This window comes from Micromonospora parathelypteridis (assembly GCF_014201145.1).
GTDB classification, from domain to species: Bacteria; Actinomycetota; Actinomycetes; order Mycobacteriales; family Micromonosporaceae; genus Micromonospora; species Micromonospora parathelypteridis.
Genome location: NZ_JACHDP010000001.1, coordinates 1,118,664 through 1,143,831, shown reverse-complemented (window position 1 = coordinate 1,143,831; position 25,168 = coordinate 1,118,664). Strand labels below are relative to the sequence as shown.

Below are 25,168 nucleotides of genomic sequence, written 5' to 3'. Positions count from 1 at the left end.
CGAACACGGCGCTTCTGCAAGGTTGCTGCTTTGTTGCGACCGTGTTTGCAAGGTATTGCAGAATTTTTCGGCAAGGGTTAGCGTGCGGCCAATCAGCGACCAGAGGAAGGCGTCGATGAAACCCCCGCCGATACCGCGCACCGCCCTGCTGACCCTCGTCTCCCTGCTCACCCTCACGCTCGTCGGCACTCCGGTCGCCGCGCAGCCCGCCGCAGCCGCGGCTCCCCGGCCGTCCGACAGTGCCCCCCTCGCCGTCGGCGGCGCCGCACAGTGGCGCGACGAACCCACCGCCGAGGCGCTGCTGAAGGCCGGCGGCAACTCCGCCGGGGCCGAGCAGTTCTACTTCGTCCTGCCGGACCGGTTCGCCAACGGTGACCCCCGCAACGACCGGGGCGGCCTCACCGGTGACCGTCTGCGAACCGGGCTCGACCCCACCGACAAGGGCTTCTATCACGGCGGCGACCTCAAGGGCGTCATCGACAAGCTGGACTACATCCAGGGCATGGGCACCACGGCCATCTGGCTCGCCCCGATCTTCAAGAACCGGCCGGTGCAGGGTGCCGGTGCCGACATCTCGGCCGGCTACCACGGCTACTGGATCACCGACTTCACCCAGGTCGACCCGCACTTCGGCACCAACGAGGAGATGAAGAGGCTGGTCACGCTCGCCCACCGGCGTGGCATCAAGATCTACCTCGATGTGATCGTCAACCACACCGCCGACGTCATCAAGTACGCCGAGGGCACGTACGCGTACGTGGACAAGGCGACCTCGCCGTACACCGACGAGCAGGGGCGGGCGTTCGAGGACCGCAACTACGCCGACGGCAGCCGTGCGTTTCCGCGGGTCGACCAGGAGTCGTTCCCGTACACGCCGACGTTCCCCGAGGCGGGGGACGCCACCGTCAAGGTTCCGGCCTGGCTGAACGACGCCACCATGTACCACAACCGGGGCAACACGACGTTCGCCGGCGAGAACAGCGAGTACGGCGACTTCTTCGGTCTCGACGACCTGTGGACCGAGCGCCCCGAGGTGGTTCAGGGGCTGACCAAGGCGTACGGGGACTGGATCGGCGCGACCGGCGTCGACGGGTTCCGGTTGGACACCGTGAAGCACGTCAACATGGACTTCTGGCCGCAGTTCAGCCAGGGCATCGAGCGGGCCGCCGAGAAGGCCGGCAAGAAGGACTTCTTCATGTTCGGCGAGGTGTACAGCGCCGACCCGGAGATCAGCTCCAGCTACGTCCGGCAGGGTGGCCTGCCGGCGACCCTCGACTTCGCCTTCCAGGAGGCCGCTCGCGGGTACACCGCCGGCGCCGGCTCGGCGAAGGCGCTCGCCGACGTGTACGCCCGCGACGACCTCTACTCCGCCCGGGACACCGACGCGGGCCGGCTGACCACCTTCCTCGGCAACCACGACATGGGCCGGATCGGTTCGTTCGTCGCCGGCGGTGGCACCGACCCGAGCAGCCACCTACGCCGCGATCAGCTCGCGCACCAGCTGATGTTCCTCACGCGTGGCCAGCCGGTCGTCTACAGCGGCGACGAGCAGGGCTTCACCGGCCCGGGCGGGGACAAGGACGCCCGGCAGGACATGTTCGCGTCGAAGGTCGCCGACTACCTCGACGACGACCTGCTCGGCACCGACCGCACCCACGCCAGCGACCAGTTCGACACCGGCCACCCGCTGTACCGGACCATCGCCGAGCTGGGCCGGCTGCGCCAGGCGCACCCGGAGCTGCGCGACGGCGTGCAGGTCACCCGGTATGCCGCCGACGGTCCGGGCGTCTTCGCCGCCTCCCGGATCGCCCCCGCCGACCGCACCGAGTACGTCGTGGCGGTGAACAACGCCGACACCGCGCAGACTGTCACCGTGGACACCTGGTCGGCCGGCGCCACCTTCACCGGAATCTACGGCGGCTCGGGCGAAGCGAAGGCGGGCGCCGACGGGAAGCTGACCCTGACCGTGCCGCCGCTGTCGGCGGTGGTGCACCGGGCCGGCACCCCCATCGCACGCCCGGCCGGCGCGCCGCGGATCACCATCACCGCCCCGGCCCCGAACGTGCCGGTCGCCACCCGGGCCGCGGTCACCGCCCAGGTGACCGGTGACCCCCTCGCCACCGTCACCGTCGCCGCCCGGGTCGCGGGCGGCCGGTGGACGTTGCTGGGCAGCGCCGACCACGCGCCGTACACCGTGCAGCACGACCTGCTCGGTCTGGCCGGCGGCACCCGGGTCGAGTACAAGGCGGTGGTCCGCGACGGCCGGGGCCGCACCGCGACGGCCCGGTCCACCGCCATCGTGGGTACGCCGGCACAGGGCGAGTCCCGGGAGTGGGCGGTGGTGCACTACCAGCGCCCCGCCGGTGGGTACGACGACTGGGGGTTGTACGCCTGGGGTGACATCGACCCGGCGTACGTCACCGAGTTTCCCAAGGGGCAGCCGTTCGCCGGGGAGGACCCCTACGGCCGGTTCGCCTGGGTGAAGCTCAAGCCGGGCGCGAAGTCTCTGAACTTCCTCGTGGTCGACAAGAACGGCACCAAGGACGTCGCGCAGGACCGCAGCATCGACGTGACGTCCACCGGGGAGATCTGGCTCAAGCAGGGCGACCCGGCGATCTACCCGAGCCGGCAGGCGGCCACCGGTGAACCGGATCCGCCGGTCCAGGAGGGCACCGCCGTGATCCACTACCAGCGGGCCGACGGCAACTACGACGGCTGGGGTCTGCACCTGTGGGACGGCGCGGCCAACCCGACCGAGTGGTCCAGCCCGTTGAAGCCGACCTCGACCGACGCGTTCGGGGCGGTGTTCCGGGTGCCGCTGGCGGCCGGTGCCACCGGGCTGAACTACATCATCCACCAGGGCGACACCAAGGACCTGCCCGACGATCAGCGGCTCGACTTCGCCAGCGCGGGACGCGAGGTGTGGTTGCTCGCCGCCACGCCGGGCCGCTTGCTGCCGTCGACCGCGACCAGCGCCAGCGGGGACACCGACATCAGCAAACAGAAGGCGCACTGGATCGACCGGTCCACCGTGGCGTGGCAGACCCCGCCGACCGACGGCAAGACGTACGCGCTGGTCGCCGGCCCCACCGGCGGGGTCAGCGTGGTCGACGGGGAGCTGACCGGGACGTACACCTCGTTGCCGCTGCGAGCGCAGCGCAACGGGCTCACCGAGGCCCAGCGCACCGCGTTTCCGCACCTGTGGTCGTACCGTAGCTTCACCCTGGACCGGGCGGACCTTGCCAAGGTCCCGGCGGCGCTGCGGGGGCAGCTGCTGGTCACCGAGCGCGACGCCGCGGGGGCGCTGCTCGCCGCGACCGGCGTGCAGATCCCCGGCGTGCTCGACGACGTGTACTCCCGGGCCACCGACGCGACCCTCGGGCCGACGTTCGCGGGTCGGACGCCGAGCGTCGCGCTGTGGGCGCCGACCGCGCGGACGGTGACGCTGCAACTGTTCGACTCGCCCACCGCCCCGCCCAGGACGGTGCCGATGCGCCGCGACGACCGCACCGGTGTCTGGTCGGCGCGCGGCAACTCCACCTGGGTCGGGAAGTACTACCGGTACCAGGTGCAGGCGTGGCAGCCGGCGACGCAGAAGATGGTCACCGCGTCGGTGACCGATCCGTACTCGGTGGCCCTGGCGGCGGACTCCACGCACAGCCAGCTGATCGACCTGAACGACCCGGCACTGGCCCCGGCGGGCTGGCGGACGCTGCGCAAACCGACGCCGGTGCCGCCGGCGAAGGCGCAGATCAGCGAGTTGTCGGTACGGGACTTCTCCATCGCCGACGACACCGTGCCGGCCGAACGGCGGGGGACGTTCCTCGCCTTCACCGACCCGAAGACCGCGGGCATGACCCACCTGAAGGCGCTCGGCGACGCCGGTGTCACCCACCTGCACCTGCTGCCGGCGTTCGATTTCGCGACGATCCCGGAGAAGCGGGCCGACCAGCGTCAGCCGGCCTGCGACCTGGCGGCGCTCCCGCCGGACTCCGCCGAGCAGCAGAAGTGCGTGGCAGCGGTCGCCGAAACCGACGGCTACAACTGGGGGTACGACCCGTTGCACTACACCGTGCCGGAGGGCGGCTACGCCGTCGACCCGGTCGGTGCGGCGCGGACCACCGAGTTCCGCCGGATGGTCGCCGGAACGAACGACGCGGGCCTGCGGGTGGTCATGGACGTGGTCTACAACCACACGTCCGCGGCCGGCGCCGACGCGAAGTCCGTGCTCGACCAGGTGGTGCCCGGCTACTACCACCGGCTGCTGGAGGACGGCACGGTGGCCAACTCCACCTGCTGCGCCAACACCGCGCCCGAGCACGCCATGATGGGCAAGCTCGTCGTCGACTCGCTGGTCACCTGGGCGCGACAGTACAAGGTGGACGGTTTCCGGTTCGACCTGATGGGTCACCACCCGAAGGCGAACATCCTGGCCGTCCGCAGGGCACTGGACACGTTGACCGTCGCCCGCGACGGCGTGGACGGCAAGGCGATCCTGCTCTACGGCGAGGGCTGGAACTTCGGCGAGGTCGCCAACGACGCCCGGTTCGTCCAGGCCACCCAGGCCAACATGGCGGGCACCGGCATCGGCACGTTCAACGACCGGCTGCGCGACGCGGTGCGCGGCGGTGGACCATTCGACGCGAACCCGCGGGCGCAGGGTTTCGCCTCCGGGCTCTACACCGACCCGAACGGTGACGCGGTCAACGGGTCACCGGCCGAGCAGAAGGCCCGGCTGCTGCACGCCCACGACCTGATCAAGGTGGGTCTGACCGGCAACCTGCGCGGGTACCGGTTCACCGACACCGCCGGACAACAGGTCACCGGCGCGCAGGTGGACTACAACGGCTCCCCGGCCGGCTACACCGCGGCGCCGGGGGAGGCCGTCACCTACGCCGACGCGCACGACAACGAGATCCTGTACGACGCGCTGGCGTACAAGCTGCCGCAGGCCACCACGGCGGCGGACCGCTCCCGGATGCAGGTGCTGGCGCTGGGCACGGTGGTGCTGGGACAGGGCACCGGGTTCGTCACCGCCGGCACCGAACGGCTGCGGTCGAAGTCGCTGGACCGCAACTCGTTCAACTCCGGTGACTGGTTCAACCAGATCCGCTGGGGCTGCGCACAGGGCAACGGGTTCGGCGCCGGCCTGCCGCCCGCGCAGGACAACGAGGACAAGTGGTCGTACGCGAAGCCGCTGCTGGCGGACCCGGCGCTGGTGCCGGACTGCGCGGCGATCAACACCACCGACGCCCGCTACGCCGAGTTGCTGCGCATCCGGGCGTCGTCGCCGGTGTTCGGGCTGGCCACCGCCGAGCAGGTGCAGCAGCGGGTGGCGTTCCCGCTGTCCGGGGCGCAGGAGACGCCCGGCGTGCTGACCATGACGCTGGACGCCCGTGGGCTGGGCGGGACGTGGAAGTCGGTGACCGTGGTCTTCAACGGCACCCCGCAGGCGGCCAAGCAGACCGTGACCGGTCTGCGCGGTGCGGACGTGGCACTGCACCCGGTGCTGGTCGACTCGGCCGACCCGGTGCTGCGTACGGCCTCGTTCGATCGGAGGGCGGGCACCTTCACCGTCCCGGGGCGCAGCGTGGCGGTCTTCGTCCAGCAGTGACACGAACCGGCCCCCTTCCGCGTCGTGCGGAAGGGGGCCGGTCCCGGTTCACTGCTGTTGCACCGCCGTCACCCGAGGGTGCTGTGCCATCGTCACCCGGAGGTGATCAGGCGAAGCAGTTCTCGATGGTGCCGCCCGGGATGGCCAGGCAGTTGGTCGGGCGGTTCGCGGTGATGGCGGACTTGTCGTCCACGTTCACGTCTCCGAAGAAGCTGAAGACACCGCCCGGCTCGAAGGTGGAGAAGTTGTGGGCGACCTTCGTCTTCGACAGGTTGACCTGACCGAAGATGTTGAAGATGCCGCCACCGACTCCGATCGGGCCGAGTGCCCGGTTGCCGACGACCTCGCTGTCGCGCAGCGTGGTGATGCTGCCGGCGTTGAAGAGCCCGCCGCCGAAGAAGCCGGCGGTGTTGTCCTTGATGGACGTGTGCTCGATCGTGACGGCGTTGTCGAAGACGACAGCCAGACCGCCACCGACGCCAGCGGTGCTGTTCTTCTCGACCGTGGACTTGTGCAGGTTGAGCTGGCTGTCGGCCGCCGCGATACCGCCACCGGCGAGAACCGCGGTGTTCGAGACGAACTTGGTCTCGTACGCGGTGGTGTTGCCCTCGATGTCGAGGTAGCCACCGCCGAAGCCCAGCGTCTCGTTGTCGTTGATCTCGGCCTTCTTGAGCTCGACCGTTCCGCCGTCGACGTCGTCGGTGAAGATCTCCGCGGCGCCGTTGGAGATACCGCCACCACCGATGACGGCGGTGTTGTCGGTGATCTTCGACTCCTCGACCTTGAGCAGGCCGGCGTTGAAGACACCACCGCCGAAGAAGAAGGCGGTGTTACGGGTTACGGTGCTGTGCCAGATCTTCGTGGTTCCGAAGTTGGCCACGCCGCCGCCGTTGCCGCCCGACTGGTTCAGGACGACCTCGGATTCCAGAATGTCGGCGGTGCCGCCCGGCTGGACCAGGATACCGGCGCCATCGGTGTCTTCCGGCTGCTCGACGAGCGGCGTGACGACGCCCCCCGGCGCGGCCGGCGCGGCCTTGAGCGCGGCCTTCGGTGCGGCCTTGAGCGCCGCCTTCGGGTTGGCCTGCCGCGCGGTGAGCGCCTGGTTCAGCGGGACGCCTGCCTTGACCTGCGCGGCGAGCGCCTCGGAGTCCGAGTAGGCCCCCCAGACCGCAGCCGGCTCGACGGGCAGGTACCGCTCGAGGGTCTGGCCGCCCTTGATGGTCAGGCCCTTGATCGTGAGGTGCCCGCCGCTGCCGACGTTGAGGATCCGGAAGTAGTCGGCCGTGGCGTCGCGGACGATCGTGGTGTGCTCGCCCTTGAGCGTGATCCGCTCGGTGATCACCGGCAGGCCGTTGCCCTCGTAGTCGTTGCGGGTCAGGTTGTAGGTGCAGCCCTTGGCCAGCTCCAGCACACCGCCGTGCTTGTTGTTGGCGAACACGATCGCCTGGATCAGCTTGTCGGTGTCGCAGGGCACCTCCTTCCCGCGCTCGTGGTCCTTGTCCTTGTCCTTGTCTCGGTCCTCGCCCTTGTCCTTGTCCCAGTCGCGTCCTTCGTCACCCCGCTGGTCGCCGTCCTTGCTGACCTGCGCGGTGTTCCAGTTCAGACCGACTGCTCCGGCGCTGCCCGCGACGCCCACCGCCGCGAGACTGATCACGCCCGTCAAACCGGCCACGCCACTGGCGAGCCAGAGCTTGCGGCGGCGCTTGGCCGTCGCCCGCCCGGAGGCTTCGTTGTTCGTTAGGTAGTTGGACATCGGAGCTCTCTGCCCTCTCCTCGTACCAGACAGGGTCGCCGCCGTCAGACGGACGTCCCCTGCTACAAATCGGTTGTAGCTCCCAAAACCACCGTATGAGAAGGATCCTCGCCTCGCGGGCTTATCCGAAAGAAGCCCGCATTCGGTTCATGTCCTGTCCGGAAGGGCCGGGACACCCCGGCAGGCCCACCGCCGCCCAATCCGGCCGTCGACCCCTCTTGACCTGCCAAAACGGGTGCGCCCCTCCGCGCCGTCGCCGGCTCGGAGGGGCGCACCCTCTATGTGGATCAGCCACCCCGTTCCGGTCAGAAGCAACCGGGAACGTTCAGGCAGTTGGTGGGGCGGTTGGCGGACACCACAGACTCGTCGTCCAGTCTGACGAAGCTGAAGAGTCCGTTGGAGATGCCACCGGGCGGCAGAGTGGCGAAGTTGTACGTCACCTTCGTCCGGTAGAGGGCGATCTCGCCGCCGTCCGTGTTGTAGATGCCACCGCCGCTGCCGAGCGGGCCGACGGCCCGGTTGCCCACCACCTCGCTGTCGCGCAGCGTGGTGACGCTGTCCTCGTTGAAGAGGCCCGCGCCGAAGAACCCGGCGGTGTTGTCCTTGATCTTGCTGTTCTCGATCGTCGCGGTGCTCTCGAAGGCGACCGCCACGCCGCCACCCACGCCGGCAGTGCTGTTGTTGGCCACCGTGGCGTTCTTGAGAGTGAGTTGGCTGTCGGCCACCGCCACGCCGCCACCGGCGAGGACCGCGGTGTTGCCGCTGACCTTCGTCTCGTGCAACGTCGTGGTGCCCTCGACATCCAGGACGCCGCCGCCGAAGCCGAGCGTCTCGTTGTCGGTGATCTCGCTCTTGTAGACCCAGACCGAGCCGCCGTCGACGTCATCGGTGAAGATCTCGGCAGCGCCGTTGGAGATGCCGCCACCGCCGATGATCCCGGTGTTGTCCTTCACCTTCGACTCATCGATCTGGAGCACTCCGGCATTGAAGATGCCGCCGCCGAAGAAGAAGGCGGTGTTGTGCGCCACTGTCGTCTTGCTGAGCTTGGCGCTGCCGAAGTTGGCCAGCCCGCCGCCATTGCCGCCGGACTGGTTGTAGAGCAGCTCGCTGTCCAGGATCTCCGCGCGACCACCGGGCTGCACCAGCACCCCGGCACCGTCGGTGAATCCGGGCTGCTCGACCAGCGGCACCACCGCCGGCCCGGCCGCCGCCGCGACCACGGGCTTGGCCGCCGTCGTGGCGGCCTTGGTCGCTGCCGCCGGAGCCTTGGCCTCCGCCGCTGCCGCGGGCTTGGCTTCCGCCGCGGGCTTGGCTGCTGCAGCCGGACCCGGTTCGGTTGCCGTGCCCGGCTTGCTCCCGGGTGCTTCCGTGACGTCCGGCTTGGCCGCCGCGCCGGCTGCGGTCGAGCGGACCACCGCCGAGTACGGCGCCCAGACCGTCGCCGCGTCAGCGGTCATCGCCGGCCGAAGGGTCTGGCCGCCCTTGATGCTCAGGCCCTTCAGGGTGAGGTGCCCGCCGGGGCCGACGTTGAGGATCCGGAAGTAGTCGGCCGTGGCGTCACGACCAATGGCGGTGTGCTCGCCCTTGAGCGTGATCCGCTCGGTGATCACCGGCAGGCCGTTGCCCTCGTAGTCGTTGCGGGTCAGGTTGTAGGTGCAGCCCTTGGCCAGCTCCAGCACACCGCCGTGCTTGTCGTTGGCGAACACGATCGCCTGGATCAGCTTGTCGGTGTCGCACGGGACCTGCTTGGTGCGGTCCTTCTCGTCGTTCTTGTCGTCCTTGCCGGACTGGTCGTCGAAGCCGCTCCAGTCGTCGCCGCTCCACTCGCCTTCCGTACCGTCGTCCTTCTTGGCGCCGTCGTCCGCGCCACCGGCGTCGCTGACGTTCTGCCGATTGGTCGACGGCTGGGCGTCCGACGCCCGGTTGGAAGTGGGTTTGTCGTCCCGGGCGATCACACCGCCCAGGGCAGCCAGGCCGACCACACCGGTCAGCCCGGCGACGCCGGCGACCCAGAGCGCCCGCCGTCGTCGTGTCGGCGGAGCTGTCGAGGCCCCGCCGTCGGTACTCGTTACGTCGTTGGACATCAGAGCCTTCCGCCCTTTCCTGCTACCAGACGGGGCCGCACCGCCCGAGGCGCCACGACCAGCTACAAATGGGTTGCAGCCTCTGATCCCCACCGTATGAGAACCATCTTCGCGATGCGGACGTATCCGAGATAACCACGCATTCGGCTCAGCTCAGCTTAGGGAGCGCAACCGGTTCGGGCTGGCGGAAAGGGGTGTGAGCAGCACAAACACCGACGGATGGGGTGTGCGAGGGCCTCGCTACCCGGGGTTCGGGCGGGGCCGACGGCAGTGCCGTCTGGTGGGGTCGGTGGAGCGACAGCTGACCGAGGTGGGGCTGGGGGCGCGGCCGTTGCCCGACCGTGCCGAGATGATCCACTCCAGTTCGCCGACATGGGGGTATCCGCGGCGCTTGATACCCCTACATCGCCGATGTGGTGTCGATCATGATGATGCGGGCGAGGCCCCGGTCGGCGTCGGAGCACGCTGACCAGGGCCTCGCCGGCGGCAGTCGCCGTTCGTCAGGTTCAGCCGGGCAGGCGGGGGCCCGCCTCGCGCTGCTCGGCCAGCCAGGTCTCCACGTCGTCGGAGGTGCGGGGCAGCCCGGCCGACAGGTTCACCGCACCGGTCGCGGTGACCAGCACGTCGTCCTCGATCCGGATGCCGACGCCGCGCAGCTCGGCGGGGACCAGCTCGTCCTCCGGCTGGAAGTACAGACCCGGCTCGACGGTGAGCACGTAGCCCTCGCCCAGCGCGCCGTCGCGGTAGGTCTCCTTGCGCGCGTTGGAGCAGTCGTGCACGTCGATGCCGAGCATGTGGCCGAAGCCGTGCAGCGTCCACCGCCGGTAGACCGTCGACTTCTCGTCCATCGCCTCGTCGACGCTCACCGGCAGCAGACCCAGCTCGGACAGGCCCTCGGCGAGCACCCGCATGCAGGTCAGGTGGACGTCCTTGAACTTCACACCCGGCCGGATGGCTTCGATGCCGGCCTGCTGTGAGGCGTAGACGATGTCGTAGACCTGGCGCTGCAGGGCGGTGAACCGGCCGCTCACCGGCACCACCCGGGTCACGTCGGCGGTGTAGAGGTTGCGGCCCTCGACGCCCATGTCCATGAGCAGCAGGTCACCCGGTCGGGTGGCACCGTGGTTGTGCACCCAGTGCAGGATCGTGGCGTGCTCGCCGGCGCCGACGATCGAGCTGTACCCGACGTCGTTGCCGTCGTGCCGGGCCCGCAGCGCGAAGACACCCTCCAGGAGCCGCTCCGAGACGGCGCGGTCCGCCGGCAGGATCCGGGCCACGTCCTCGAAGCCGCGTACGGTGGCATCGATCGCGTCCTGGAGTTGGCCGATCTCCCACTCGTCCTTGACGAGCTTCATCTCCGAGATGGCGATCGCCAGCTCCCGGTCCCGGGCCGGCTGCCCCTCGGCGCGCGCACCGTCGTAGGGGTGGACGGCCGCGTCCACGTGGGCGTCGAACCCGCGCAGCACCCGGGTACGCCCCGGCGCCAGGTCGGCGAGGGTCGCCTCCAGGCCGGTCAGGTCGGCGGTGGGCAGGCCCAGTTCGGTCGACTTCTCGCTGAGCGTGTGCCGCCGGCCCACCCACAGCTCGCCGTGACGGCTGCGGAAGAACTCGTCGGTCTCCCGGGACGAGCGGGGCCGCATGTACAGCGTCGCGTCGTGCCCTGAGCCGTTCGGGCGCAGCACCAGCACGCTGTCCGCGTCGTGGTCGCCGGTCAGGTAGGCGAAGTCACTGCCCGGCCGGAACGGGTAGTCGGTGTCGTTGGCCCGGACCTTTTCGGTGCCGGTGGGGATCACCAGCGTCTCTCCGGGGAACGCCGCCGAGAGTGCCGCCCGCCGCTTCGCGTAGTTGGGCGTCTCCGGCCGGGGCGCCACGGGGAGCGCGGTGTCGCGCCAGCCCTGCCGCATGAACGACAGGAATGCCTCCGGAAAGTCCGGATCGTGCGATTCCGTACCGTCCGTCGGCGTACCGTCGGTGCGTCCCTCGGTCATTGCGCCGCTCCCTCCGCTTCGTTGCTGGTCCCGACGGTACCGCGCGCCCGGTTCGCGGTTGCGCCCACCGGGAGCCGGGCGGATCGACGGACGGCTGCGACGGGCCCACAACGCGCGTGGGAAGATGACCACCATGTGCGGACTTCTGGCCTTCTTCAGCGCGAACGGCAATGCCGCCGCGCACCGCGACCACATCGCCGGAGCGTTGGAATGCCTGCACCACCGCGGCCCCGACGAGACCGGGGTCGAGGTGGTCGGCGACGCCTCCGGCCGGTACGCGGACGGCGTGTTCGCCCACAAGCGGCTGGCGATCATCGACGTCGCGTCGAGCCACGAGCCGCTGCCCTACGCGAACGGCCGTTACCTGCTCACTTTCAACGGTGAGATCTACAACTACATCGAGCTGCGCGAGGAGTTGATCAGGGACTTCGGCGCCCAGTTCGCCACCGCCGGTGACGGCGAGGTGATCGTCGCGGGCTACCACTTCTGGGGCGAGCAGGTGCTCACCCGGCTGCGGGGCATGTTCGCCTTCGTCATCTGGGATCGGCAGGAGCGGCGCGCGTTCGGTGCCCGCGACTACTTCGGCATCAAGCCGATGCACTACCTGGAGACCGCCGACGGCCTCTACCTGGCGTCGGAGAAGAAGGCGCTGCTGCCGTTCGCGCACAGCAACTACCAGGGCGACGCGGGCGTCGACGCGGCCAACCTCAGCCACTACCTGACCCTGCAGTACGTCCCCGAGCCCGGCACGCTGCACAAGGGCATCAGCCGGATCGGCTCCGGGGAGTACCTGAACTGGACCCCGGGCGGGCGGATCGACGTACGGCGGTGGTACCGGCCGGTGTTCCGGCCAGCGCCGGTCGACGACGAGCAGAAGCTGTACCACGAGATCCGGGAGACGCTGCGGGAGAGCGTGCGCATGCACATGCGCTCCGACGTTCCGGTCGGCTCGTTCCTGTCCAGCGGCATCGACTCCACCGCGGTGGTCGCGCTGGCCCGGGAGTTCAACCCGAACATCCTCACGTTCACCGTCGGCTACGACGTACCGGGATATTCGGAGATCGACGTCGCCCAGGATTCGGCGCGGCACCTGGACGTCACCACCATCCCCACCAAGATCGGTCCGCAGGACATGATCGACGCGCTGCCGAAGATCGTCTGGCACCTGGACGACCCGGTGGCCGACCCGGCGCTGGTGCCGCTCTACTTCGTGGCCAAGAAGGCCGCCGAGCACGTCACGGTGGTGCTCTCCGGCGAGGGCGCCGACGAGTTCTTCGGCGGCTACACGATCTACCGGGAGCCGCTGTCGCTGGGGACCGTCAATGGTCTGCCCGGCGGGGTGCAGAAGGGCCTGCGCGCGGTCTCCAAGGCGATCCCGCAGGGGGTCAAGGGCAAGAGCTTCCTGGAGCGCGGCACCACCCCGATCGAGGAGCGCTACTACGGCAACGCCCGGATGTTCACCGAGGAGGAGAAGCAGCACCTGATGCGGCGCTACGACCCCTCGGTGCGCTACACCGACGTCACCGCCCCGATCTACGCCGAGTGCACCGAGCTGGACGACGTCACCAAGATGCAGTATGTCGACCTCTACACGTGGCTGCGGGGCGACATCCTGGTCAAGGCCGACCGGATCTCGATGTCGCACTCGCTGGAGGTGCGGGTGCCGTTCCTCGACCGTGCGGTCTTCGACGTCGCGGCGAAGATCCCGGTCGACCTGAAGCTGCCGCCGCGCTCCGACGCCACGAAGTACGCGATGCGCCAGGCGTTGCAGGGTGTCGTGCCGCCGGCCATCGTCAACCGCAAGAAGCTGGGCTTCCCGACCCCCACCCGGGTCTGGTTGCGCGGCGAGATGTACGAGTGGGCCCGGCACGTGCTGAGCACCTCGGGCGCGGGCGACCTGCTCGACCTGTCGTACGCGCTGCGGCTGCTCGACGAGCACAAGCGGGAGGAGGCCGACCACTCCCGCAAGGTGTGGACGGTGTTGATCTTCTGCATCTGGCACGCCATCTTCGTGGCCAAGACCCTCGACCCGGGCATCCAGCGCAACCAGTCCGCCCTACTCACCAAGCCCGTAGTCGGCTCCATGGTCCGCTGACCCCACCCCAGCCTGTTGATCAAGAGGTTTGCGTCATCCGGAGCCGTTCCGGTGACGCAAACCTCTTGATCAACTGGTGGTTAGCGGCGGGCGCAGGTCACTGTGGGGATGCCGTTCGTTCCTGTGGAACTGGCCAGGAAGCCGAACGTTGTCGTGCCTTCTGGTGCGACCGTGCCGTTGTAGGAGACGTTTGTCGCCGTCACCGACGATCCGGACGACGTCTGTGTGGCGCTCCAGATCTGACTGATCGACTGCCCGTTCGGCCAGGTCCAGCTCGCGGTCCAGCCGGAGAACGGCGTACTGCCGTGGTTCATGATCGTGACCTCGCCCTGGAAGCCACCCTGCCAGGCGCTGGTCACCTTGTAGACCGCCATGCAGTCGCCGCCGGTCGGCGGCGGGGTGGTGGTCGGCGGCGGAGTGGTGGTCGGCGGCGGAGTGGTCGGTCCCGGCGTCGAGTAGGTCGGTGTGGGCGTGGGGGAGACCGGGGTCGGGGTGGGCGACGGCGAACCGTTACCCGGGCCCACCCCGGTCACCTGACCGTTGCCGCCGTCGAAGGTCACGTCGGAGCAGCCGAAGAAGTTCTCCTGCGAATCCGAGCGCACCCAGCGGGAGTAGATGATGTGCCGGCCACTCTTGCCCGACGGCAGGTTGCCGCTGAAGTAGTAGTGCCCGTCGTTGGTGCCGACCGCCCCGCGCTGCGGCGGATTGGTCACCTGCAGGAATGGTTGCTCCTCCAGGTCACTCCAGGCCAGCGCCCGGGTCGGACTCCAGCTGTTCTTGGTCACGTAGAAGTAGAACGTGCCCGGGTGGTGCGCCCAGTTGCTGTACCGGAAGTCCAACTGCGCCCCGGCGGTCAGGTGGGTCAGCGGCCAGTCGGTGCGGGGCAGGTCGTAGCCGCGGTAACCGGAGTTGCCGCCGCTGCACAGCTGCCCGTCCGGGATGAAGCCGGTGGTCCGGCCGCCGGCGTCGGAGCGCAGCACGCTGAACCAGTTGTAGAGCGAGTTCGCCCCGCTCTGCGCTACCGCAGCGGAGCACGCGGGGTTGTTCGGCCTGATCTCACCGGTCTGGCTGCGGCCATCCTGCCAACACAGGTAGGTACGGCTGCCCGGGGTCATCGCCGCGCCGTGCGCGGCGGCCGGCTGGGGACTGGACGCCAGGGCGACAGCGCCCAGCGAGAGGGTCACGGCCGCGATGAGCAACGCGGCCGTACGGGAACGGTTCACGGGTTCTCCTGACTCGCGAGGCGCGCTGCCCGAGCCGCCCCGCCGCAATCGGGTGGGTTGTGGCCTGATCGCCCCGCTGACGTGAGCGGTGCGACGATCACGGCGACGTGCCCCGGCGGGAAACGGCCGGTGGACGAGCGCCATCGACGGTCCTGTCACGGACCGGCGCCCTCGCGTCTGACGAACCCGGCAACCGGCGGCGCGGCAGCCCCTCGCACCGCCCGGTACGCGCCATCCCACCACGCCGCACGGTCGCAGCGCAATAGCCGTTCCTCGATGTGTTGGACCGGGTGTCAGGCCACTCTCAGAGCAGCTTCTCCAGGGTGATCGGCAGCTCGTACTGCCGGCGTCCGGTGGCGTCGTGCACGGCGTTCGCGATCGCGGCGGCCGCACCCACCACGCCGATCTCCCCGACGCCCTTCATTCCGAGCGGGTTCACCACCTCGTCGTGCACCTCGACGGTGTCCACCACGACGTCCGGCGCGTCCGCGTTGACCGCGACCAGGTAGTCGCCGAGACTGGCGTTGGCCCAGCGGCCCGACCGGGGATCCATCCGGGTGGCCTCCAGTAGCGCCTGGCCGAGCCCCCAGAGCATGCCGCCCATCAACTGGCTGTGCGCCGTCTTCCGGTTGAGCACCCGGCCGGGCGCGAACACCCCGACCATCCGGCGCACCCGCACGACGCCGAGGTCGGCGTCGACCGCCACCTCGGCCATCTGTGCCCCGAAGGTGTGCAACCCGTACCCAGCGTCCTGCGGTGGCGGCGTCCAGGTGCCAAGTACCTCCGCGTCCGGGGTCAGGGTGCGGGCCATCATGTCCGCGTACGTCTCGCCGACGTCGGGACGGTCGCGCAGCGCCATCCGACCGTCCTGAACCACCACCGTGCCGGGATCGGCGCCGTGCAACGGCGAGTGGGCGTCGGCGACCGCGCGCCTGATCAGCTCGTCGCGCAGCTGCGTCGTCGCGAGGTGTACGGCGGAGCCGACGGCGCTGGTTCCCGCGGAGCCCACGGCGGCGGTGACGTTCGGCAGGTCACTGCTGCCGCCGACGAACCGTACCCGCTCCACCGGGAGGCCGAGCGCGTCCGCGGCGACCTGGGTCATCGCGGTGAAGACCCCGGTGCCGAACTCGGACACGCCCGCCTCGACGACGGCCGTACCGTCGTTGTAGAGCCGGGCCCGCGCGCGTTGCGGGTTCACCGGTTGGGTCACCGGATAGAGCGCGCTGGCCATGCCGCTGCCGATCAACCATTGGTCCTCGCGCCGGGGACGAGAGTCGCGGTCGCGCCAGCCGAACAGCTCGGACGCCCGCTGGTAGCACTCCTTCAACCCGCTGCTGGACCACGGGTTTCCGCTCTCCGGGTCGGCGTCCGAGTAGTTGCGCAGCCGCAGCTCCAGGGGGTCGATCCCGATCTGCTCGGCCAGCTCGTCCATCGCACACTCGAGGGCGAACATGCCGGTCGCCTCACCCGGTGCGCGCATGAAGGTCGGGGTGATCGTATTGCCCCGGACCAGGTGGTAGATCCCCTCGTAGTGGGGGCTGGTGTACGCCACCGCCGGGCTCTGCAAGGACGGTTCCGCCCAGTCGTCGAAGCGCGAGGTCAGCGACAGCTTGTGGTGGCGCAGCGCGGTGATGCGGCCGTCCGCGCCCGCGCCGATGGTGATCCGCTGCTCCTGCTCCTCGCGGTGCCCGCAGGAGGTGAACATCTGCTCCCGGGTCAGCGCCAGCTGTACCGGCCGGCCGACCTGCCGGGCGGCGAGCGCGGCCAACGCCGGGTGATGCCAGATCATCGCCTTCGAGCCGAAGCTGCCGCCGACGGCGTGACTCACCACCCGGATCGAGATGGGTGGCAGGCCGAGCAGCGCCGCGACGGTGAACTGGGTGGCGTTCGGCCCCTGGGTCGAGTCGTAGATGGTCAGCCGATCGACGTCCTCCCAGACGGCGGTGCTGGCCGACGGCTCGATCGGGTTGTGGTGGTTGGGCGCGAAGCGATATGTAGCGTCCACGCACACCTGCGCCTCAGCCAACGCCTTCGCCACGTCACCACGGGATGCCTGCCCCGGCAGCAGCCCGCCGAAGATCCGTTCGGGCACGTACGCCTGGTCGCGGGCCTGGTCGAGCAGGGTGATGGAGGGCGTGGCGGCGTACTCGACGCGGATCAGGGTGCCGGCGTGGTCGGCGCGTTCGACGGTGTCGGCGACCACGATGGCGATCGGCTGACCGGAGTAGTGGATGACCTCGTCCTGCATCGGAAAGAAGGTCTGCCCCGGCGCGGCCAGTCCGGCCAGTGACGGGAGTAGCGGCGGCACGCTGGCGACCCGGCTCAGGTTGCGGTGGGTGAACACGGCCAGCACCCCGTCGGCCCGCTCGGCCTCGGCGGTGTCGATCGCGGTGATCCGGCCACTGGCCACCGTCGCGTTCACCAGCACGGCGTGGACCAGGCCGGTCACCGCGACCTCGGCGGAGTAGCGGGCGTCCCCGCGCACCTTGGCGCGACCGTCCACCCGATTGAGCGTGCCGCCGATCGCCGGGCTCATGCCGGTCCCTCCCGCTGCGTCATCTGCTCGAGAGCCCGGACGACGGTACGTCGGGCCAGCTCGACTTTGAAGTCGTTCATGCCGTGCGACACCGCCGGTGCCAGCTCGGCCGCCGCGGCGCGGGTGAACGAGTCCGTGGTCGCCGGGGCGCCGTTGAGCTCCCGCTCGGCAGCCCGTGCCCGCCACGGTTTGGTGGCCACCCCGCCCAGGGCCAACCGGACCTCGGTGACCCGACCGTCGTCGACCGCGATGGCCACCGCGACCGAGGCGAGCGCGAACTCGTACGACTCGCGGTCGCGAATCTTGATGTAGCGGGAGGTGGCCGCCACCGGTGCCGGTGGCAGGTCGATGCCGGTCACCAACTCGCCGTGGGTCAACGGGTGTTCCCGCTCCGGGGTCTGGCCGGGCAGCAGGAAGAAGTCGTCGATGGGGATGCTCCGTGCACCGCCCGGCCCCTCGGTCTGCACCACGGCGTCGAGCGCGACCAGCGCCACAGCCAGGTCGGACGGGTGGGTGGCGATGCACTGGTCGCTGGTGCCGAGGACCGCGTGCCCCCGGTTGATGCCCTCCAGCGCGCTGCACCCGCTCCCGGGGACGCGCTTGTTGCAGGCCGCCTCGGTGTCGCGGAAATAGCTGCACCGCACCCGCTGCAGCAGGTTGCCTCCGATGGTGGCCATGTTGCGTAGCTGCGGGGAGGCGCCGAGCAGCAACGACTCGGCGACCATCGGGTAGCGCCGGACCAGCTCCGGCTCCTGGGCCACGTCGCTCATCCGGGCCAGCCCGCCGATCCGCAGTCCACCGTCGGGCAGCGCCTCGACCCGATTCAGCGGCAGGTCGTTGATGTCGACGAGGCGGCGCGGCTGTTCGACGTAGATGCGCAGCAGGTCGACCTGGGTGGTGCCGCCGGCCAGGAAAGCGCTCTCCGGGTCGGAGCTCACCGCGCCGATGGCCGCGCCGACATCGGAGGCCCGGGAGTAGCTAACGGGCCGCATCGCCACCGCTCCCGTCGCGGACCCGGCGGATCGCCGTGCGGATGTGTGGGTACGCGGCGCAGCGGCAGAGGTTGCCGCTCATCCACTCCCGGATCTCCGTATCGTCGCCGGCGTGCCTCTCGGCCAGCAGAGCCACCGCGGACATGATCTGCCCGGGGGTGCAGTACCCACACTGGAACGCGTCGCAGTCCAGGAAGGCCTGCTGCATCGGGTGCAGGGCGTCCCCGTCGGACAGCCCCTCGATGGTGGTCACCTCGCGGCTCTCGCAGGTGATCGCCAGGGTCAGGCAGGCCAGCACGCGGCGACCGTCCACCCACACCGTGCACGCTCCGCAGGCACCCTGGTTGCAGCCCTTCTTGGTGCCGGTCAGGTCGAGCCGGTCGCGGAGGGCGTCGAGCAGGCTGACCCGTGGCTCCAGGTTCGTCGTCCGACTCTCGCCGTTGACGCGCAGATGGACCGCCACCTCGCCCGGACCCCTGACCATCGCGTGGTCCGGATTCGGCGCGGTACGCAGCGCCTCGTACGACTTCACCAACTGACACTCCCTCCAGGTGGAACCGACCATATCCTCGGCTTAAGGCCGTTTTGCGGCTTTTGCGGGCAAGGGTTTCAGGCGGCGACCCGGCCTGGTGGCCCGGCTCGATCAGCGACGAAACGGAGAGTGGGCAGCGTGCCCGAGGTGTTCGACGAGGTGCACCGCCGGTGCCGGGCCGGCGAGGTGGTCGCCCTGGCCACCGTTGTGGCCACCTGGCGGTCCGCGCCACAGCCACCCGGCGTCACCATGCTGGTGGCGGCCGACGGCACGGTCACCGGCAGTGTCTCCGGTGGCTGCGTGGAGGCCGACCTCTACGAGAGGGCCCACCGCGTGCTGGACGCCGGCGTCCCCGAGCTGATCCGCTACGGAATCAGCGACGACGACGCGTACGCCGTGGGCCTGACCTGTGGCGGAATGCTCGACGTGTTCGTGGAGCGAATCGAACCCGACGCCATCGCGGAGTGGGACGCGGTCGCCGTCGCGCGCCGTGCCGGCCAGCCGGCGGCGGTGGTCACCTGCGTGGCGGCCAACGATCGCGACCTGCCGGGCGACCCGGCCGGGCGGCTGGGCCGCCGGCTGGTGCTGACCGGGGACCAGGTGATCGGCTCCCTCGGCGCTGAGCGGCTGGACGCGGCCGCGACCGCCGACGCCGTCGGGCTGCTCAACGCCGGGCACAGCGGAATGCTCCGGTACGGGTACCACGGGCAGCGCCGGGGCACCGGCCTCAGCCTGTTCGTGGCTGTCCACGCCACCCCGCCCCGGATGATCGTTTTCGGGGCGATCGACTTCGCCGCGGCGGTGGCCCGGATCGGCGCGTTCCTCGGCTACCGGGTGACCGTCTGTGACGCCCGCCCGGTCTTCGCCACCGCGCGACGGTTTCCGGAGGCGGACGAGGTGGTGGTGCAGTGGCCGCACCGCTACCTGGCGGCGGAGTTGGACGCCGGCCGGGTCGACGGGCGGACCGTCGTCTGCGTGCTGACCCACGACCCGAAGTTCGACGTGCCGCTGCTGGCGCTGGCACTGCGTCACCGGCTGGCGTACGTCGGTGCGATGGGATCACGACGCACCCACGACGAACGGCACAAGCGCCTGCGCGAGGCGGGTCTCGATGCGGCGCAGCTGGCCCGGCTCGCCTCACCGATCGGGTTGGACCTCGGCGGGCGTACCCCGGAGGAGACCGCGGTGAGCGTGGCCGCGCAGATCGTCGCGGGCCGCTGGGGTGGGACCGGCCACCCGCTGACAGCACTCGACGGGCCGATCCATCACCCGGTGTAACGCGTGTCGTTGCGCCGCCTTCCGTGCGCACCGGGCCGCCTGCTGTGCCAGCCTGGTGCCACGCCGGTCGGGCTCGGTGGGCGGTGGCGGTTGGCGACGACGAGAGGATCGGCATGGGATACGCGGTGGTGCTCGGCGAGGCGCTCGTCGACCTGCTCGACACCGAGCGCGACGGGGAGCGGGTCTACCGGCAGGCGATCGGCGGCGGGCCGCTCAACGTCGCCGTCGGGGTGGCCCGACTCGGCGGCGCGGCACAGTTCGTCGGCTCGCTCGGCGACGACGTGCTGGGCGGGCGGATCCGCACCTTCCTGACCGACGCCGACGTCGGGGTGGCCGGAGCGGTCACGGTGCCCGCACCGACCACGCTCGCGGTGGTCACGTACGCCGGGCCGGAACCCGACTTCCGCTTCTACGGCGAACCGGCCTCCTACGGCCTGCTCGGCCCCGACGATCTGGATCTCGCGCTGCTGGAGGGCGCCGACGTGCTCTACTGCGGCTCGATCGTGCTGCTCCAACCCGGCACGCTGGCCGCCGCCCGACGCGCCTGGTCGCTCGCCACCGGTCTGCGGGTCTTCGACCCGAACGTGCGTCCCCGGCTGCTGAACGGGCCGGCCGCGTTGGAGGGGTTGCGCGAGGTGGTGGCCGAGTTCGCCGCCGGCGCGCACCTGGTCAAGCTGAGCGCGGCCGACGCCGGGCTGCTCTACCCGGGTGAACCGGTCGAGGGGGTGGCGGCGTACCTGCGCGAGTTGGGGGCCGCCACGGTGGTGGTGACGCTTGGCGCGGCCGGTGCGGTGCTGGCCGCGGCCGACGCGGACCCGGTCCTGGTGCCAGCCCTGAAGGTCAACGCGATCGACGCCACCGGTGCCGGTGACTCGGTGATGGCCGCGCTCATCGCCGACCTGCTGAACGACGGCGAACCGACCGACCCGGGAGGCTGGGTCGAGCGGGTGGCGTTCGCGCTGCGAGTGGCGGGCCTGGTCTGTGAGTCCCCGGGCGGCGCCACCGCCATGCCCACCCGCGCCGCCGTCGAGCGCCGCTTCGCGGCCTAGGCCTCGCCGTCGAGCTCGCTGTAGCCGCGCCGGGCAGCGATCAGGGCGGCGCGGGCTCCGAAGGGGGCCTCGGCGGCCACCCGCTCCGGCGGCGCGCTGCCGGTGTGCGCAGCCCGGATCAGCCAGGCCAGTCGCACCAGCTCGGCGTGCTGGGCGCGGACGAAGTCGACGTCCACCGGGTCGCCGTGGCCCGGCACCACCACCGTGCGCGCGGTGGTCAGCCGCAGCAGGTCCGCGACCGCGTCCGGCCACTGCAGGGGGTACGAGTCCTCGAAGGCTGGCGGGCCACTCTGCTCCACCAGGTCCCCGGCGACCAGCACGTCCGCGTCCGGCACATGCACCACCAGATCCGCCTCGGTGTGCCCCCGCCCCGGGTGCCGCAGCAGCACCCGCCGGCCACCCAGGTCGAGCGACGTCTCGATCCGCACGGTGTGCGTCGGGGCGAGCAGCGGAGTGTCGGCCAGCTCGGCGGCGAGCGCGGGATGCTCCGTCCGCACCTCCTCGTACGCCTCCCGGCGCAGCCGCTCCGGCTCCGTGCGCAGAGCGGCGGCGGCCAGCTCGTGCGCGTACACCGGGCGGGGCGGGTCGCCGGCCAGGACGGCGTTGCCGAAGCAGTGGTCGTAGTGGTGATGGGTGTTGACCAGCGTCAACGGACGGTCGGTGACCGCCCGGACGGCGGTGGCCAGTTCGGTGGCCTGGGCGGCCGACGACAGTGTGTCCACCAGCAGCGCCTCGTCGTCGCCGACGACCAGCGTGACGTTGACCCGCAGCAGCGGCTCCCGTCTCACGTACACCCGGTCGGCGACCTCGACGAAACCGGCGTTCACGACGCCCGCCCGGCGCGCTCGACGAAGCGTTGCCGGTCCACCAGGATCCGGTCCACCCGGCCCCGGGCCACCGTCTGGTCACCGTCACTGACGGTGACCTCGAACGACAGCCGGCGACCGTCGACCGTGGCCAGCAGGGCCTGCGCCCGGACGGTCCGGCCAACCACGGTCGGGGCCAGGTGCTCCAGCTCGACACGCGTCCCCACGGTCGTCGACCCGGGCGGCATCCCGGTCGCCGTCGCCGCGACGGTGGCCGCCTCGGCGAGCGCGAGCACCCGAGGCGTGCCCAGCACCGGTACGTCACCGGAACCGACCGCCTGGGCGGTATCCGCGTCGGTGACGGTCAACTCGACCTGGGCGGTCAGACCCGGCGCGAAGGCCGGCTCGGGCTGCTCCTGCATGGTCGTCAGCCTAGGTGCTCGCCGACCCCGCCGAACACGCGCCCGAGGATCCCGGCACCGACCGTCCGCCCACCTGTGCACGGCTTCGCCGGGTGGTCCCCGTCGGTCGATGCCGCCCCCGTCGTTAACCTTGACGACGATGGCCGTCGTGACTGACCCCCAGCCCCCCGCCCGGACCGACCCGCCCGCGTCCGCCGACGGGGGCCGTCGGCGTGTCGTCGCCATGAGTGTCTGGGCGGCCGCCTTCCTCGCCGCGTGGCTGGCCATCGGGCTGCCCACCGACCCGACGTACGCCTTCGTCTGGATCTGGGCGGCGACCATCGCCTGGAACAGCGACCGGCCGTGGCGCAGTCACCTGCGCTTCGCCCGGGACTGGGTGCCGGTGGTGCTGCTGTTCGTCGTGTACAACCTCTCGCGCGGGTTCGCCGACAACGGGGCCACCCCGCACGCCATGGAGTTGATCGTCGCCGACCGGTTCATGTTCGGCTGGGCCACCGGCGGCGAGGTGCCCACCGTCTGGTTGCAGCAGCACCTCTACCACCCGCAGGTGCACTGGTGGGACATCGCGGCGAGCTGGGTGTACTTCTCGCACTTCGTGGTGACGCTGACCGCTGCCGCGGTGCTCTGGCTGCGCGACCGGCACCGCTGGGCCGCGTACATGCGGCGCTGGGGCTTCCTCTGCGCCGCCGGCCTGGTCACCTACTTCATCTACCCGGCGGCCCCGCCCTGGTGGGCGGCGCAGAACGGGCTGCTCACCGAGGTCGCCCGGATCTCCACCCGGGGTTGGAAGGCGTTCGGCATGCACGGCGCCGGCAACGTGCTCAACGCCGGCCAGATCGCCTCCAACCCGGTCGCCGCGATGCCGTCGCTGCACACCGCGTGGGCGCTGTTCGTGGTGCTGTTCTTCCTGACCGCCACCCGCCGCCGCTGGTGGCCGCTGCTGCTCGCGTACCCGCTGGCGATGACGTTCACCCTGGTCTACTCGGGTGAGCACTACGTCATCGACGTGCTGGTCGGCTGGGCCTACGTCGGGCTGACCTTCCTGGTCGTCGGCCTGGCGGAGCGCGGTTGGGTCGCCTGGCGCGCCCGCCACCCAAAGGCCGACGCGGAACCAGCCCCCAGCCAACCACCCAAACAAACCCCCGCCCCCGCCGACCACTAACCCCCCACCCCCCACCCCCCACCCCCCCCGGGCCCCCCACCCTCACCCCGTTGATCATGAAGTTATTGCCCTCCCGCCCGGCGTGTCGGGGCAATAACTTCATGATCAACCGGGGGGTGAGCGCGGGATTGAGTGGGGCGGGTTAGGTGGGGTGGCGGGCGGTTTGGGCTCGGGCAGTTAGGTCGGCGGCCAGGGTCCAGGCCTCGGCCAGGTCCCGGTCCTGGGCCGTGGCGCCGGACCCGCCCGCGGTGTCCGCGTGCACGGAGGCCAGGCCCAGGCGGCGCTGGAGGGGCCCCTGCACGACCCGCACGCTCTGGATGCGGGCGTACGGCACGATCACCAACTGCTGCGTGAGCCGCCCGGACCGGGTGACGAACACCTCGTCGAACAGCCCCGCGCCGAACGCGGCACGGCCCAGCGGATGCAGCCAACGGGTTCGGCGGGGCGGCGGGGTCAGCGCGAGCGCGTCGAGGCGTACCCCCGGAAGCACCTCGGCGACGATCATCGTCGCCGTCGGCAGGTCGCCGACCGGTAGCAGCCGGTCGGGCCGGTTGCGGTCGTCGGCCTCGGCGACGGAGTACCCGGCCACCTCAAGGCGCAGCCGCAGCCAGCCGTTCACCCGCCAGAGCAGCGGCCAGGTGGCCCGCACGGTCTGCACCCGCGCCAGCGGCACGGTCTGCGCCCGGGTTTCCAGCAGGCCGTTGTGCACCCTCAGCGTGCCGTCGTCGCGGGCCAGTCGGAAGTTCCAGTCGTCGAGGACCCGGCGCACCGGTTGCAGCAGCACACCGGCCATCGCCGTCAGCGTGCTCGCCACCGCGACGAACGACCACGACCCCGCGGTGAGGAACTGCACCACGACGAAGGCCACACCGAACGGCAGCAGGAACGCCTGCGGGGTGAGTAGTTGGCTGACCAGCAGGTTCTGGTTGCGTACCGCGTGCAGTGGCCGGCCCGGCACGGTCGCCGGTGGCGCCGCCGCCCCCGGGACCGGGACCACCGCGGGCACCGCGTGGCCCGGCACGGTCGGCTGCGTCACCCGCCCGGCCAGCGCCAGCAGCCGCTCGCGCAGCCGGGCCGCGTCGGCCACCCCGAGGTACGCCAGGGGCGCCTCGGTCTTGCCCCCGCCGACCACTTCCAGGCGCAGCTCGGCCAGGCCGGTGAGCTGGGCGAGCAGTGGCCGGACCACCTCCACGGCCTGGAGTCGCTCCAACGGGATGGCCCGGGTACGCCGCCAGAGCAGCCCTTCGTACACCCGTAGTTCGCGGCCCACCACGTGGTAGCCGGTGTTGTACCAGCTGATCACCGACAGCACTGTCGCGCCGAGCGCCAGCACCACCACCATGGCGGCGAACCAGCCGAAGCCCACCCGGGACAGCGTCGACCAGGACAACCCGGCGATCACCACGAACAGGGATTTGGCGCCGTGCAGCAGCGGGCTGAGCGGATGCAGTCGTTGCCGGGGCTCGGCCTCGCCGCCGCCCGGGGGTGCCGGCCACGGCACGGCCGCCCCCGGCGGTACCGGCTCGTGGGGTGGCGCGCCGACGGGCGGCACCGGCTCGTGGGGCGTCGGGCCCGCGGGTGGCACGGTGCTCGGCTCGGCGGGGCGGTCGCTCATCGGGCTGGCCCTCGACACG

The 25,168-nt window shown here is 70.9% G+C and carries 15 protein-coding genes; 5 read left to right on the top strand and 10 right to left on the bottom strand.

Going from position 1 to position 25,168, the window contains the following annotated elements:
* Positions 1–115: 115 nt before the first annotated feature.
* A complete protein-coding gene (pulA, locus tag HNR20_RS04645) occupies positions 116–5,614 on the top strand; it encodes a pullulanase-type alpha-1,6-glucosidase (protein ID WP_184176765.1) in 5,499 nt (1,832 codons plus the stop codon).
* A 106-nt stretch (positions 5,615–5,720) separates the two neighbouring features.
* Here pulA and HNR20_RS04640 read toward each other — a convergent pair whose 3' ends face one another.
* From HNR20_RS04640 to HNR20_RS04630, 3 genes are all read right to left on the bottom strand, one after another.
* Entirely contained in the window at positions 5,721–7,367 is a 1,647-nt protein-coding gene (locus tag HNR20_RS04640) for a hypothetical protein (RefSeq protein ID WP_184176763.1), read from the bottom strand.
* Between the two features lie 305 nt (positions 7,368–7,672).
* Positions 7,673–9,451, bottom strand: a complete 1,779-nt coding sequence (locus HNR20_RS04635) for a right-handed parallel beta-helix repeat-containing protein (RefSeq protein WP_184176761.1) — start codon at positions 9,449–9,451, stop codon at positions 7,673–7,675.
* Between the two features lie 506 nt (positions 9,452–9,957).
* Complete coding sequence (locus HNR20_RS04630) at positions 9,958–11,439, bottom strand: aminopeptidase P family protein (RefSeq protein ID WP_184176759.1); 1,482 nt, start codon at positions 11,437–11,439, stop codon at positions 9,958–9,960.
* Between the two features lie 133 nt (positions 11,440–11,572).
* Here HNR20_RS04630 and asnB point away from each other — a divergent pair, with 133 nt between their 5' ends.
* Positions 11,573–13,534, top strand: a complete 1,962-nt coding sequence (asnB, locus tag HNR20_RS04625; protein WP_184176757.1) for an asparagine synthase (glutamine-hydrolyzing) — start codon at positions 11,573–11,575, stop codon at positions 13,532–13,534.
* 80 nt (positions 13,535–13,614) lie between these two features.
* Here asnB and HNR20_RS04620 read toward each other — a convergent pair whose 3' ends face one another.
* The 4 genes from HNR20_RS04620 to HNR20_RS04605 all read right to left on the bottom strand — a co-directional run bounded on the left by HNR20_RS04620 (position 13,615) and on the right by HNR20_RS04605 (position 18,769).
* Positions 13,615–14,757, bottom strand: a complete 1,143-nt coding sequence (locus HNR20_RS04620; protein ID WP_229687182.1) for a lytic polysaccharide monooxygenase — start codon at positions 14,755–14,757, stop codon at positions 13,615–13,617.
* Positions 14,758–15,061: 304 nt separating this feature from the next.
* Positions 15,062–17,293 (bottom strand): xanthine dehydrogenase family protein molybdopterin-binding subunit, encoded by a 2,232-nt coding sequence (locus HNR20_RS04615; protein ID WP_184176753.1) that lies wholly within the window; start codon positions 17,291–17,293, stop codon positions 15,062–15,064.
* A complete protein-coding gene (locus HNR20_RS04610) occupies positions 17,290–18,285 on the bottom strand; it encodes an FAD binding domain-containing protein (protein WP_184176751.1) in 996 nt (331 codons plus the stop codon). The genes HNR20_RS04615 and HNR20_RS04610 overlap by 4 nt, the downstream gene beginning before the upstream one ends.
* Complete coding sequence (locus HNR20_RS04605; RefSeq protein WP_221310127.1) at positions 18,272–18,769, bottom strand: (2Fe-2S)-binding protein; 498 nt, start codon at positions 18,767–18,769, stop codon at positions 18,272–18,274. The genes HNR20_RS04610 and HNR20_RS04605 overlap by 14 nt, the downstream gene beginning before the upstream one ends.
* Before the next feature lie 186 nt (positions 18,770–18,955).
* Here HNR20_RS04605 and HNR20_RS04600 point away from each other — a divergent pair, with 186 nt between their 5' ends.
* The gene (locus tag HNR20_RS04600; protein WP_184176748.1) at positions 18,956–20,095 is read left to right on the top strand and encodes an XdhC family protein; all 1,140 of its coding nucleotides are present in this window, start codon (positions 18,956–18,958) and stop codon (positions 20,093–20,095) included.
* Positions 20,096–20,208: 113 nt separating this feature from the next.
* Complete coding sequence (locus HNR20_RS04595) at positions 20,209–21,144, top strand: PfkB family carbohydrate kinase (protein ID WP_184176746.1); 936 nt, start codon at positions 20,209–20,211, stop codon at positions 21,142–21,144.
* Here HNR20_RS04595 and HNR20_RS04590 read toward each other — a convergent pair.
* A complete protein-coding gene (locus HNR20_RS04590) occupies positions 21,141–21,971 on the bottom strand; it encodes an MBL fold metallo-hydrolase (protein ID WP_184176744.1) in 831 nt (276 codons plus the stop codon). The genes HNR20_RS04595 and HNR20_RS04590 overlap by 4 nt on opposite strands.
* Positions 21,968–22,372 carry a thioesterase family protein gene (locus tag HNR20_RS04585; protein ID WP_184176742.1) on the bottom strand — a complete coding sequence of 135 codons (405 nt, stop codon included), beginning with the start codon at positions 22,370–22,372 and terminating at the stop codon, positions 21,968–21,970. The genes HNR20_RS04590 and HNR20_RS04585 overlap by 4 nt, the downstream gene beginning before the upstream one ends.
* Before the next feature lie 139 nt (positions 22,373–22,511).
* Between HNR20_RS04585 and HNR20_RS04580 the strand changes: the two genes are divergently transcribed.
* Positions 22,512–23,534 carry a phosphatase PAP2 family protein gene (locus tag HNR20_RS04580; RefSeq protein WP_229687180.1) on the top strand — a complete coding sequence of 341 codons (1,023 nt, stop codon included), beginning with the start codon at positions 22,512–22,514 and terminating at the stop codon, positions 23,532–23,534.
* Positions 23,535–23,676: 142 nt separating this feature from the next.
* Here HNR20_RS04580 and HNR20_RS04575 read toward each other — a convergent pair whose 3' ends face one another.
* A complete protein-coding gene (locus HNR20_RS04575) occupies positions 23,677–25,149 on the bottom strand; it encodes a PH domain-containing protein (RefSeq protein ID WP_229687178.1) in 1,473 nt (490 codons plus the stop codon).
* Between the last annotated feature and the right edge of the window lie 19 nt (positions 25,150–25,168).